Annotated in this window: 11 protein-coding genes and 1 pseudogene; 4 read left to right on the top strand and 8 right to left on the bottom strand. The window is 67.8% G+C overall.

What is annotated here, in order from left to right:
• Window positions 1-24 precede the first annotated feature (24 nt).
• Window positions 25-1,263: a hypothetical protein gene (locus tag WT26_RS37465; protein WP_155123163.1), complete on the bottom strand. Its 1,239-nt coding sequence runs from the start codon at window positions 1,261-1,263 to the stop codon at window positions 25-27.
• Window positions 1,264-1,284: 21 nt separating this feature from the next.
• Here WT26_RS37465 and WT26_RS21725 point away from each other — a divergent pair, with 21 nt between their 5' ends.
• Window positions 1,285-2,661 carry an acetate kinase gene (locus WT26_RS21725; protein WP_059821389.1) on the top strand — a complete coding sequence of 459 codons (1,377 nt, stop codon included), beginning with the start codon at window positions 1,285-1,287 and terminating at the stop codon, window positions 2,659-2,661.
• 22 nt (window positions 2,662-2,683) lie between these two features.
• Here WT26_RS21725 and WT26_RS21720 read toward each other — a convergent pair whose 3' ends face one another.
• The 7 genes from WT26_RS21720 to WT26_RS21690 all read right to left on the bottom strand — a co-directional run bounded on the left by WT26_RS21720 (window position 2,684) and on the right by WT26_RS21690 (window position 9,287).
• On the bottom strand, window positions 2,684-3,286 hold the full coding sequence (locus WT26_RS21720) for a hypothetical protein (protein WP_059887074.1): 603 nt from the start codon (window positions 3,284-3,286) through the stop codon (window positions 2,684-2,686).
• A gap of 8 nt (window positions 3,287-3,294) precedes the next feature.
• Complete coding sequence (locus WT26_RS21715; protein WP_059657422.1) at window positions 3,295-3,987, bottom strand: C39 family peptidase; 693 nt, start codon at window positions 3,985-3,987, stop codon at window positions 3,295-3,297.
• Between the two features lie 3 nt (window positions 3,988-3,990).
• Entirely contained in the window at window positions 3,991-4,446 is a 456-nt protein-coding gene (locus WT26_RS38500) for a hypothetical protein (protein ID WP_063801273.1), read from the bottom strand.
• A gap of 231 nt (window positions 4,447-4,677) precedes the next feature.
• On the bottom strand, window positions 4,678-5,922 hold the full coding sequence (locus WT26_RS21705) for a hypothetical protein (protein ID WP_059716997.1): 1,245 nt from the start codon (window positions 5,920-5,922) through the stop codon (window positions 4,678-4,680).
• A 498-nt stretch (window positions 5,923-6,420) separates the two neighbouring features.
• Complete coding sequence (locus WT26_RS21700) at window positions 6,421-7,242, bottom strand: quaternary amine ABC transporter ATP-binding protein (RefSeq protein WP_059523838.1); 822 nt, start codon at window positions 7,240-7,242, stop codon at window positions 6,421-6,423.
• 14 nt (window positions 7,243-7,256) lie between these two features.
• Window positions 7,257-8,213 (bottom strand): ABC transporter permease, encoded by a 957-nt coding sequence (locus WT26_RS21695; protein WP_069273919.1) that lies wholly within the window; start codon window positions 8,211-8,213, stop codon window positions 7,257-7,259.
• A gap of 36 nt (window positions 8,214-8,249) precedes the next feature.
• On the bottom strand, window positions 8,250-9,287 hold the full coding sequence (locus WT26_RS21690) for an ABC transporter substrate-binding protein (protein WP_059730491.1): 1,038 nt from the start codon (window positions 9,285-9,287) through the stop codon (window positions 8,250-8,252).
• Between the two features lie 383 nt (window positions 9,288-9,670).
• Here WT26_RS21690 and WT26_RS21685 point away from each other — a divergent pair, with 383 nt between their 5' ends.
• The 3 genes and pseudogenes from WT26_RS21685 (at window position 9,671) to WT26_RS21675 (ending at window position 13,014) form a co-directional block, all read left to right on the top strand.
• Window positions 9,671-10,822, top strand: a complete 1,152-nt coding sequence (locus tag WT26_RS21685; RefSeq protein ID WP_069273918.1) for a porin — start codon at window positions 9,671-9,673, stop codon at window positions 10,820-10,822.
• A 233-nt stretch (window positions 10,823-11,055) separates the two neighbouring features.
• Window positions 11,056-11,868: an OXA-1043 family class D beta-lactamase gene (gene blaOXA, locus WT26_RS21680; RefSeq protein ID WP_081333756.1), complete on the top strand. Its 813-nt coding sequence runs from the start codon at window positions 11,056-11,058 to the stop codon at window positions 11,866-11,868.
• Window positions 11,865-13,014, top strand: a pseudogene (locus tag WT26_RS21675) (acyltransferase family protein). Before blaOXA ends, WT26_RS21675 begins: the two are co-directional and overlap by 4 nt.

The following is a 13,014-nucleotide window of genomic DNA, read 5'->3' as shown; positions in this document are numbered from 1 at the left end:
GAGCGTACGGTGGTTGGCGTACGCTCAGGCATCGGCGACCTGATTCGCCGTCAACGCCTTGCCCAGAAAATTCGCCACGCGCGTCAGCACGCTGAGCAATTCGAATGCGACCTCGGCCGTCCACGCGTCGCTTAAGTCGAAGTGCGCGGCCTCGACATTGCGAAACCACGCGTTGGGCCCCGGCTCGTCGCGCAACACGCACACGGCCGACACCTGGAAATAACCGGAGCCGCGTGCAGGCATCCCCGTCTCGAGGACGAAGCCCAGCAGGGACGCCAGGCGAAAACGGAAGCATTCGCCGCGCCACCGGAAGCCCGCCCACTCGGCGTCGCGCGAACGGAACATGAAGAAGTGCGCATCGTCGTCGGTCGACGCGACCCATTGCCACGACGCGAATCCGTTGAATTCGGCGTCGTTCGTCATCGACGCCGGCGAGCCCATCGGCCCCTCTTCGATTTCGGTGATCAAGCCGAACACCTTCTTCAATCCCGCGAACATTTCTCCATTGAGACGTCCGCCGAGGCTCTGCCACTCGCTGATGGTGCGAGCGCGAATGTTCGGACGCAGCCCGATGTGCTCGAACACGGCCAGGTCGCCCAGCAACCCGTAAAGACGGTTGTCGTCGGCGGGGTCGTCGGCGTGGCGGCCGCCGAGCGGATACGGCAGATCCTCGACCGGCATGCGCTTGTCGGTGGTCCGGGGGAGCGGTCGGCCTGGCGGCACATTCGGGTTGGAGTTCATCTGGCGAAGGTGGTCGACGTAGCGTCGGGATCGATGGTATGCGCATGCCGGCACGAACCGGCCGTGCGGCATGCATGCGCGCCGACATACTGCCAGAAAACCGACGCAACGGGCGGCGACAGCGATCCTGCTCTGCAAGCTTGTCGACGTGTCGGTTGTCAGCCGATGAACGACAGGCGCACACACAAAAACAACGCGCGCCCCGCGTCGCACAGGCGCGAAACATGCATGCGGTTTTGACGGAAAGCCCCGCGAAACAGGTGCGCCCGTGTCGCCGCCGCACGCGATCAAGGGTTTGTCTGATTGGCTTTCGAAGTCTGCCTGAACTAGCCTCGTGAAGTCTGCTGCTGCGTGGTTCGGGCGGCGGCAACTGACGTTGTGGTGATGTTGTGCACATGACAATCCTGCGTCGGCGCGCGGCCTCGCTGCCGAAGTTTCATTGCGCTCGATCGCACGCGCATCGACGCCGCCGGAGAGACATCCTTTGGCCCGCCGTCGATGCACATTGGGGTGAATCTGCAAGCCTGATCATGGAGACGCACCGTGAAGCGCATGCCATTTCGCCACATCCGTGCCATCACCTACGCCAGCGTGCTGCTCTTTCAAGCCGAGGCGCACGCGCAGTCGCTCGACGCCCAGTCGACGCAGGAGAACATCTCCGCGCTGCGCCAGGAAGTCGACCACCACCTGAAGGAACTGGACGCGCTCAAGCGCAAGCTTGCCGATGAAGAGGCGAATCTCGCGCGCCTGAGCCGGGCGCTGGACAATCGCGAACTCGCGGCCAAACGTGGGGCGGGCCCCGGCGACACCGGCGGCACGGCGCCAACCGACGCCGGCGCAGCAAGCACCGGCGGCGCAATGACAGCCGGCGCCCCCAGCCCTGAGCCCAGCCCCGGCAACGTGCAATCCGCGGCCACCCCGGCGCCGAGCCAGCCGGTCGGCCAGGCGCCCGTGCCGGACACCGCGCCGCCGCCCGTCGCGCCGATCTTCGATCAGCCCGGCGTGTTGACGCCCAAGCACAAGTTCGTCGTCGAGCCGTCGTTCCAGTTCGGCTATTCGTCGTCGAACCGCGTCGCCCTCGTCGGCTACACGATCATCCCGGCGCTGCTGATCGGCCTGGTCGACGTGCGGGAAGTCAAGACGACCACGCTGACGGCCGCGGTCGCGGCGCGCTACGGGATCACCAACCGGATGGAAGTCGAAGTCCGCATCCCCTACGTGTACTCGACGAACGACACGGTCAGCCGCGAAATCTTCACCGGGTCCGCCCAGGACAACGCGTTCAACAGCCACGGCAAGGGGCTCGGCGACGTCGAAATGACGCTGCGCTACCAGTTCAACACCGGCGGCCCCGACAAGTTCTATTACATCGGCTGGCTCCGCTTCAAGACCGCCACCGGCAAGAGCCCGTTCGACGTCGTCACCGACTGCGTCACGCGCTGCGTCGGCAACACCACCGGCACCGGCCTGCCGCTCGAACAGCCCACCGGCTCCGGCTTCTACGCGATCCAGCCGGGCCTCACGTGGCTCTTCCCGTCCGACCCGGTGGTGTTCTTCGGCAACGTCAGCTATCTGCACAGCTTCGGCCGCGACAACCTCAGCCTCACGATCCGCAACGGGCAGAAGGACTTCGTCGGCAGCGTGCAGCCCGGCGACATCTGGGGCTTCAACATCGGCATGGGCCTCGCGCTGAACGAGAAGGCGTCGGTGAGCCTCGGCTACGACCAGAGCATCGTGCTGCCCACGAAGGAGAACGGCCAGACGGTGCCGGGCTCGGTGCGCGTGATCCTCGGCACGCTGCTGGTCGGCTACTCGTACCGGCTGTCGCCGAAGACCACGCTGAACCTGTCGATCGGCGCAGGCCTCACGCGCGACACACCGGACGTGGCCATGACGCTGCGCGTGCCGATTGCGTTCTGACGCCGGACGCGCGTCTGCCCGCTCATCTGCCGGGCAGCACGCCGGTCAGCGCGTTGTTGAGCGTCGACATGATGTTCAGGTTCTTGAACATCGACAGCGTGTTGACGGACGTATCGATCGTGGTCAGCGCCTGAATGTGCTGATTGCTCAACGTATTCTGGATCACCGCGCCGGTCAGCCCCGGCAGCGCGCCGGGCTGCGCGGCGTTGCCGGGCCCGACCTGGATCAGCGCGCCCAGGTTCGCGGCCGCGAGCGCCTGCGCCTGCTGCGCGGTGATCTGGCTGACGTCCGGAATGTTGAAGTTGGTCGTCGTGACCAGGTTGCCGTTCACGAATGCGACACGCGAGATGCCGAACGAGACCTGCAGGCCGCCCGGCAGATCGAAGCCGCCGCGCATCGCGTCGAGGCGCGTGTCGCTGAGCGCGACCGCGCCGCCCGCCGGCCAGTCCCGCTCATCCTGCGCGCGACCGGACGCCGGAAGCCCTGACGCCGCCCCGCTCGTCTGCACGACACATTCGACGGTCGCGGCCGGCGTTCCGTCCGGCATCGCCGCCGCGCCCATGGACGCCATCCCGCCGCACACCATCGCGGCAAAGCCGGCGATCTTCCTGGTCTCGGATCTCATGACGGTCCTCAAAAGTCGCTCGGTCCATGCTTCGGCATCACGACGTTGTACAGGCCATCGCGGTTGATGCCGGTGTAGAGCGGCGCGCTGGGCGCGACGCGCCAGTCGCGCGGGTCGTTGAACACCGCAAGCTCGGGCTTGTTGTGGATCACGAAAATGACGTGGTCTTCCCATTTCTGCTCGAAACTCGCGAGCGAGACCGGCCGCGTGCCGGTGGCCGGATCGCCGACGAGCACGCGCCCGTTGCGCAGCCCCTTCACGACCACGAAATGGTGATAGCCGTGCTCGGTGATCAGCACGATCGCCGGCGTGTGCGTCTTCGCGAGCGTCTGCAGCGGCAGTTCGTAGCCGTCCGCGACGAAACCGTGCGCTTCGAGAAAGCGCCGGATGTCGAGCAGCGAGAATCCCTGTCGGCGGATCTTCTCCTGATTGCCGTTCTCCCACATCTGGGTGAACGCGGTCTGCTCGGTCATCGGATAGCCGTACTGGTAAGTCAGCAGCGTCGCGACGGCGGCCGACCCGCAACTGAAGTCGTACTGCTGCTTGACCGTCCGCCTGAAGCGCGCTTCCTTGAGACTCGTGACGTGCATCGCGTAGCCGGCGCCGGCCGGATCGACCACGGTCATCTCGTCCGCCCGGGCTGCCGGGACGGATGCCGCGCACGCGAGCGCCGCCATCCACACTGCCGCGCAATGTCTCATCGCTCAATTTCCGAAGCGCACGTTGAGCACCGTCGCGTTCTGGATCAGCACGTTGGCGCCGGTATTCTGGATGACCGTCGGCAATCCGCTCGAATTCGCGAACGAGCCGTCGGCAATCGAATTCGAGCCTGTCGACACCCGGTTCGCCACGTTGTCGGAAACCGCGCCGGTCAGGTAGTTCTGCCCGATCAGCGCATCGCCGCCCCGATGCTGGTCGAGCTGGTCGGGCGTCATCGCGACGCCGAGGCTGTCGTCGTGCACGGCCGGCGCGCCGGTCGCTGCCGCAGCGGCTGCGCCACTGTCCGGGCGTTCAACCGGTGTGGAAGGTGCTGGCGTCGGCGCAGCGCTGGCCCCGGCATCCACGCCGGTTCCTGACGCGTCAGGCGCCGCACGGGCCGTCAGGCCCGGCAGCAGCACCGCAGGCAATAGCATCAGCGAAAATGCCTTTCGGATTCGCATGGCTGTCTCCTCGGCCCTGCGCGGTTTGGCTCGAACCCGACGCGCAGGGAGCGGAATCGGCGTGACCGTCGATCGACGGACGTCAGGCCGGAATACGCCGGCGACGGCGAGGCGGCCATCCGGTCGTCCCGCCGTCGCCGGCCATCTCGTCCGTCCGGCGAAGGAACGCGAGCCGCGGGACCGACTGCCCCTGCGGCCTTGCGTACGATTCGCCGGGGCTGGCCGGCCGTTCTAACGCCCGACGGTCAGGTTCGCCTGCACGGTCACGGCCTGCTGCACGAACGACGCCATGCCGCTGTTCTGGTTGGCGATCATGATGCCCGCCGCGGACTGACCGACGCTCGCCATTGCGTTGGACATGTCGAACGTCCCCGCATTGACCCCGACCGCTCCGCCTGCGCCACCCGCGCCGCCGACCGCGCCGTTACCGACGCCGCCGTTGCCGGTGCCGCCTGCGCCGCCCGCCGCGCCCGTCGCACCCACCGCGCCGCTGCCTGCGGTCGCGCTGCCGTTGCTGGCCGTCGTCGACGCGCCGCCGTTGGCCGCGCTACCGCCCGTGCCCGCGCCGCCTGCCGCGCCGTTGCCCGCCGAGGCCGTCGCCGCGCCGCCCGTGCCGCCCGCGGACGTGCCGGGGCCGCCCGTGCCCGAGCCTGCTCCGCCCGAAGCCGTCGCCGTGCCTGACGAGCCTGCGCCGCCCGTACCGCTGCCGCTGCCCGTGCCGGTACCCGTCCCGGTGCCGGTGCCGCTGCCGGTCGATGCCGTCGCGCTTCCGCTGCCATGATTCCGGGCCCACGCGGAACCGGGATCGGCCGTGCCCGCGCCGCCGCCCAAGCCGGCGCCGCTGCCCCTGCCGGGGCCGCCCACGCCGATCGAAGCCGCGACCGCGCCGCCGCCTGTGCCCGAGCCTGTGCCGCCGCCCGCCGTGGCGTAGCCGCCGCCCCCGCCGGTGGCCCCGGATGCGCCGCCGTTTCCGCCGCCGCCGCCGTTGCCGGTGCCGGCCGTCGCGCTGCCGTTGCTGGCGTTGCCTGCCGTCGCGCTGCCGTTCTGCGCGCTGCCGCCGCTGCCGCCCGCACCGCCTGCGCCGCCGTTGCCGCCTGTGCCGCCCCTGCCGCCGAAGCCATACCCGTAGCCGCCCCGACCGCCGCTTCCGCCGGCCGCGCTACCCGAGTTGGCCGCCTGGTTGCCGACGCCCGAGACCTGGACGTTGGAGACGTAGCCGTCGAGCCTGCTGAGCGCGACGACCCTGGTGGTGTTGTAGGAATCCTGATAGACGCTCGCGCCGGGGGAGACTTCGTTCGCGTTGGACCCGGTGCTGCTGGTTTGAGTCGAGCCTACCGTATTGGTCAGGGTGTTCGATCCGTCATCGGCTGTTTGGCTGCATGTCGAACTGGTATCGCTGCTGCATGGATTCGCCGTCGCGTAACCGCTGCATCCTAACGCGAGGAGCGCAGCGGACGCCAATAAAGTTTTGCGCATGAAATCCTCCTGAAGTAACGAGGGACGGCTTGGCCGACTGCGCCAATCCGGACCACTCGACGCATCGGCGATGCCACCCCTGCAAGCGCCTGAATGCAAAGAGGAAGTTGGATTTTTCATGCGGCTCGGGCCGATTCGCCCGATTTCGGCGTGCGATTCATGTTTCAGTCCTGAAACACGCCGGCCCCGGAACAGCCCTGATGCACGGCTGAATTCCCGTTTGAATTCAAGCACATGACGGCGTCTTTCAATGCCGCCGCGACGAACGCGAAACGTTTCACTTTTGACACAGTCGCTTCGGGCATCCGGGTTCACCCGTAGCACCGGATATTCGATCGCGATCGCAGAAGGCTGTCCGGCAAGGGCTTCCTGCCGGATTCGTTCGTCAACGGAGGCCAAGGCCGGGCGCCCTGGCCGTTCAGAAATGCATCACCTGCGATCACGTGTTTTTCTTCGAACCCGGTTTGCGTCAGGCGTCGGCGGATTCGATCCGGCGGCTCAGTTCACGCTCGTGCGCTTCTCGACGAACCGCTTCACGTAATCGTCCGCCGGGCGCGACAGGATGTCGTCCGGCGTGCCGACCTGCACGAGCGTGCCGTCACGCAGGATCGCGATCCGGTCGCCGATGCGCAGCGCCTCGTCGAGATCGTGCGTGATGAACACGATCGTCTTCGCAAGCGTCGCCTGCAGTTCGAGCAGCTGATCCTGCATCTCGGTGCGGATCAGCGGATCGAGCGCGGAAAACGCCTCGTCCATCAGCAGCACGTCGGTGTCGGCCGCCAGCGCGCGCGCCAGCCCGACACGCTGCCGCATCCCGCCCGACAGCTCGTCCGGGTAATGATCGCCATACCCGTCGAGCCCGACCTTCGTCAGCCAGTTGCGCGCGGCATCGAGCGCGTCGTGCCGCTTCTCGCCGCGTGTGCGCAGCGCATACGCGGCGTTGTCGAGCACGGTCTGGTGCGGCAGCAGCCCGAAGTTCTGGAACACCATGCTGACCTTGTAGCGGCGCAGCTCGCGCAGCCCGTGCGCGTCGAGCCCGATCACGTCGCGGCCGTCGATCACGATCTCGCCGGCCGTCGGCTCGATCAGCCGGTTGAAGTGCCGCACGAGCGTCGATTTTCCGGAACCCGACAGCCCCATGATCACGAAGATCTCGCCCGACTCGATGCCGAGGCTCACGTCGTTGAGCCCGACGTTGCAGCCCGTTTCGGCCAGCACGTCGGCCTTGCGCCTGCCCGAGCGCAGCAGGTCGAGCACGCGCGCATGCGCGGCCTGCGGCCCGAACAGCTTGTACACGTGTTTGACGTCGATGGTCGCCATGTCTTTCTCCGCTCCTACGATTGCGCCGGTTGATTCGAATCGACGCCCGCCGACTGCGCCTTGCGCGGCAGCCGGTACGGCACGCGCGACGCGCCCTTCTGCCGGCGCTGCTGCGCGAGCCGGCGCCGCGCGCGCCGCTCCTGGCCGAAGCCCTGGCTGATCCGGTCGATCACGATCGCGAGGATCACGATCGCGAGGCCGGCCTGCGTGCCCTTGCCGACGTCGAGCGTCTGGATGCCCGCGAGCACGTCCTCGCCGAGCCCGCGCGAGCCGATCATCGACGCGATCACGACCATCGACAGCGCCATCATCGTCGTCTGGTTGATGCCGGCCATGATGCTCGGCCGCGCGAGCGGCAGCTGCACGTTGACGAGCAGTTGCCAGCGCGTCGTGCCGAACGCGCGCGCGGCCTCCGTCACGTCCGGATCGACCTGGCGGATGCCGAGATCGGTCAGGCGGATCAGCGGCGGCAGCGCATAGATGATCGTCGCGAGGATCGCCGGCACCTTGCCGAGCCCGAACAGCATCAGCACCGGAATCAGGTACACGAAGCTCGGCAGCGTCTGCATCACGTCGAGCACGGGCAGCAGCATCCGCCGCAGCCACGCGCTGCGCGAAGCGAGAATGCCGGCCGGCACGCCGATCGCGACCGACAGCACCGTCGCGACGAGCATCAGCGCGAGCGTCTGCATCAGCTTGTCCCACAGGCCGAAGCAGCCGATCGCGTAGAGCAGCAGCATGAAGAGCGCGCCGAGGCCGATGCGGCGCGTCGCATTCCACGCGATCGCGCCGACGACCAGCAGCACGAGCCACGGCGGCGCCACGCGCAGCGCGCCTTCGAGCGGCACGAGCAGGTAGCGCAACACGAGCACGCTGAAGTGATGGAAGCTGTCGCCGTATTGCGCGACGAACGTCTCGAGCGCGCCGTTCACCCAGTCGGCGATCGACAGGTGCAGAAAGAAACCGTTCATGGTGATTCTCCGTCGCGCCGCGAAGGCGCGCGAGCGTTACGCGCCCTTCAGGCTGCCGGCGATCTTCTGTGCGACGTCGGCCGGCACCCACTGCTTCCACATGTCCTGGCGGGTCTTCAGGAACTGCGTGGCCATCGCCGCGCCGTCGATCTTCTTCGTCGTCATCTCGAGGATCGTCTGGTTCAGGAAGTCCATCGGGAAACGCACCTTGCCGAATACGCCGACGAGGTCGGGATTCGCATCGGCGAACGGCTTCGACACGCCGACCGTCAGCCGCGACACCATGTACGACGACGCGCACTGGTGCGTGCTGCTCTCGTCGCGCAGCGTCTTCCAGCATGCTTCGTTGTAGGCCGGCATCTTCAGCGCGGTGAACTTGTATTTCGCCATCAGCGCGGCCGGGCCCCAGTAATAGAACACGATCGGCGCGCCGCGCTGGTACGCGGATGCGATCGCCGCGTCGAGCGCCGCGCCGGTGCCCGGATGGAAGTTCGTGTACGACTGGTCGAGCTTCAGCACCTTCAGCAGACGCGTGTTCACGCGCTCGCAGTCCCAGCCCGTCGGGCAGTTCAGGAAGCGGCCCTTGTCCGGTTCCTCCTCGTCGGCGAACACCTGCCTGAACTTCGGCAGATCGTCGACCGACACGAGGCCGGGCGCGACCGGCTTGAGGTTGCGTGCCGGATCGCCCTTCACCACGTAGTCGGGCACGAACCAGCCTTCGGTCGTGCCGCCCGGCAGCGTGTCGCCGATCAGCTTCACCGCGCCCGACGAGACGGCCTTCGCGGTGATCTCGCTGCGGCCCGTCCACTGCTCGGCCCAGATCTGCAGGTCGTTGCGCGCGAGCGCCGTTTCGGTGGCGGCCGTGCTGCCCGGCACGACGTCCGTCTTGCAGCCGTAGCCCTTCTCCATGATCTGCCGCAGCACTTCGGTCGCGAACGACCCGCTCTCCCACGTGATGCCCGCGAAATGGACCGTCTTGCCGTCGGCGCACGCGCCGCCGGCCGCATGGGCCGCGGGCGCGGACAGGATCGCCGCGGCGGCGAGAAGGACCGTTTTCAGTCGTCGAATCTGCATGGTGGGTCGTCTCCAATATCGGGCTTGTTGTCGGTGCGTCGCGCGATGCGCGGCGGCCATATCGGGCCACGCTGCATGTTTGGACCGCCAAATTGTTTAGGGAAACGAGTAATTCCGATCATTGCTATCGGCCGCGCCAATCGCCCCCGCGACGCGCGCCGGGGCCGCCGGAAACCCCATCGGCGACACCGATCCCATCCATCGAAATTACTCGCTTTTGGTTCCGCATCCGGTTCGCAAGAATGCGCGGTGTCATCGGAGGAGACACGACCGCACGCCGCCGGTCCCGGCACGTCCGGCGGCTGCGCATCGCTCCGGATGACGGGGGCGCGCCGCGCTCACGACAACCGATACAAGAAGCTGGATATCCCGGAGATCTCTCAATGAAAAAGACCCTGACGGCGCTCGCCGTAACGGCAACCTTCGCCGCCCCCGTGTTCGCGCAGAGCAGCGTCACGCTGTACGGCGTGATCGACGAAGGCCTGAACTACACGAACAACGTCGGCACCGGCCACGTCTACGAGATGGCGAGCGGCTACGCGCAGGGCAGCCGCTGGGGCCTGAAGGGCAGCGAGGATCTGGGCGGCGGCATGAAGGCGCTGTTCCAGCTCGAGAACGGCTTCGACGTGAACTCCGGCCGGCTCAACCAGGGCGGCCGCATGTTCGGCCGCCAGGCGTACGTCGGCCTGAGCCAGACGCAGTACGGCACGCTGACGTTCGGCCGCCAGTACGACTCCGTCGTCGACTATCTCGCGCCGACCACGGCCAACGGCAACTGGGGCGGCTACCTGCTCGCGCACCCGTTCGACAACGACAACACCGACAACTCGTTCCGCCTCGACAACACGGTGAAGTACGCGAGCCCGAACTTCGGCGGCTTCCAGTTCGGCGGCGCATACAGCTTCAGCAACAGCACGAACTTCTCGGACAACCGCGCGTACAGCTTCGGCGCGCAATACCAGAACAACGGCCTGCTGATCGGCGCCGCCTACCTGCAGGCGAACCACCCGGGCGACGGCTCGGCCGGCGCGATCACCGCGAACGACGCGAGCTACATCGCCGAGCGCATGCGCGTGTTCGGCGCGGGCATCAACTACACGTTCGGGCCCGCGACGGTCGGCTTCGCGTACACGAACTCGAACTACAAGAACCCGACCGGCAACGGCTACCTCGGCACGCCGGGCGCGATCATCGCACCGGGCGCGACGGTCAGCGCGATCAAGTACCAGAACTTCGAGGTCAACGGTTCGTACCAGATCACGCCGGCGTTCATGGTCGGCGCGCAGTACGTGCTGTCGCTCGAGAAGTACGACGCCTCGACCGGCGACGCGAAGCCGAAGATCCACTCGGTCGGGCTGATGGCCGACTACAACCTGTCGAAGCGCACCGACGTGTACGTGCAGGCCGCGTACCAGCACATCGCCGGCGACAGGACGAACTCGATCCTCGACAACGCGTTCATCCCCGGCACCGACGCGCCGTCGTCGACGTCGAACCAGGTGGCCGTGCGCCTCGCGCTGCGCCACAAGTTCTGACGGCTCCGCGCGTTCCACGCGGCCCCCGCGTCGCGTCTGCGTGCAGGGGGTCTTTGCCCGCCCGCGTGCGACAGCACGCCGGCGGGCTTTTTCGTGAGCCGCGCCGAAGTGCTTGCTCGATGCACACGGCCCGCGCGACGGCCTCTACAATGTCGCGGGCGGCAGCGCAGGGCTGGCCGCCGCCATGAGACTGATCCAAAAACGAAGAACGACATTCCTTTTCCGAGGACCTCATGCTGAAACCGCTGCAACGCATGCTGTTCGCACTCGCGGCCGGCGCACTCGCCGCCACTGCTGCCCACGCCAAACCCCTCTGCACGATCGTCGCCGACGCCGCCACCGGCCAGGTGCTCATGCAGCAAGGCGACTGCGCGACCCGCGTCACGCCCGCGTCGACGTTCAAGATCGCCATCAGCCTGATGGGCTTCGATGCGGGCGTCCTGAAGGACGAGCACACGCCGGCGCTCCCCTATCGCGACGGCTATCCCGACTGGGGCGGCGCGCCGTGGCGCGAGCCGACCGATCCGGCGCGCTGGATGAAGCTGTCGGTGTTCTGGTACTCGCAGCAGGTCACCCAGGCATTCGGGCAGGCGCGCTTCCAGCAGTACACGACCGCGTTCGACTACGGCAACGCGGACGCGACCAGCCTACAGGGTGAACTGAACGGCGTGATGGGCGCATGGGTCAACGCGTCGCTGCGCATCTCGCCGCTCGAACAGGTCGGCTTCATGCGCAAGATCGCGAACCGGACGCTGCCTGTCAGCGCGCACGCGTACGACATGACCGAGCGCATCACGCTGATCGACACGCAGCCCGGCGGCTGGATCGTGCACGGCAAGACGGGCACCGGGTCGCCGGGGCGCAAGTACGATGCGTCGCATGCGTACGGCTGGTTCGTCGGCTGGGCGACCAAAGGGCCGCGCACGCTCGCGTTCGCGTACCTGATACAGGACGACAAGCCGCAGCGCCCGAACGCCGGCATGCGCTCGCGCGACGCGTTCCTCGACGCGCTGCCTGCGCTCGCCGATTCCGCGCAGCCGCAATGAGCGCCGGCCCGCGCAACGCGCGGATCGACCTGCTGCGCGGGGTGTCGATCGTGCTCGTCCTGCTGCATCACTTCAACATCGCGTATGCGCTGCGCGACACGGCGCTCTCCCGCGCGTTCGGCTGGGATGCCGTGCATGCGGTGGTGCGCAACGGCAACTACGGCGTGACGATGTTCTTCGCGATCTCGGGCTACCTGATCACGTCGAATGCGCGGCACCGCTGGGGCAACCTCGGCGCGGTCGACGTGCGCGCGTTCTATGTGTCGCGTGTTGCGCGCATCGTCCCGTGCCTGCTCCTGCTGCTCGCGCTCGTCAACGGCCTCGCGGCGGCCGGGGTGCCGATCTTCCGGAACCACGCGCCGGAGGGCGTCGACGGTGTCGTTCTGGCTCGTGAACCTCGCGTCGCTGACGTTCTGGATGAACGTGCTGATCGGCGCATACGGGTGGGTCAACTACGCGCTCGGCGTGCTGTGGTCGCTGTCGGTCGAAGAGGTGTTCTACCTGTCGTTTCCGCTGTTGTGCATCGCGCTGCGCCGCGATGCGCGGCTGGTCGCGTTCTGGGTGGTCGTCGCCGCGATCGGGCCCGTGTACCGCTTCACGCACGCCGGCGACGAAGGCGGGTTCCTCTATGCGTACTTCGCGTCGTTCGACGGAATCGCAATCGGCTGCTGTGCGGCGGTGCTCGCCGACCGGCCGCGCTGGCGCGCACTGGCGCGGCCTGCCGTGCAGTGGCGCGCGGCAGCAGCGATGACGGTGCTCTATTTCGCGTGGCCGATCGCGCAGAGCCACGTCGCCGGCGTCACCGCGATGGCGCTCGGCACGGCCGTGCTGTTGGCCGGCGCGCATGCGCGGGCCGCCGGCGGCGACGCGCGCGGCAGCCGCCTGTTCGCGCCGTTGCGCCGGGCCGGCACGCTGAGCTACGAGCTGTACCTGTTTCACCTGATCGTGCTCGGCGGAATGCGCACGCTGTTCCCGCCGCGCGCGACATCGGGCGACGACAGGCTGCTGCTGCTCGCGGCCTATCTCGTGCTGTCGGCCGGCGTGAGCGCGGCGATCGCGCGCGGCTATGCGACACCGCTCGACCGCTTCATCAAGCGGCGATGGGCGAGCGCGTCAACACGCATGCCGGACGGCGCCCGCGTCTGA

This window comes from Burkholderia cepacia (genome assembly GCF_001718835.1).
GTDB classification, from domain to species: domain Bacteria; phylum Pseudomonadota; class Gammaproteobacteria; order Burkholderiales; family Burkholderiaceae; genus Burkholderia; species Burkholderia cepacia_F.
The sequence above is the reverse complement of the archived record's forward strand: the minus strand, read 5'-3'. Positions and strand labels throughout refer to the sequence as shown.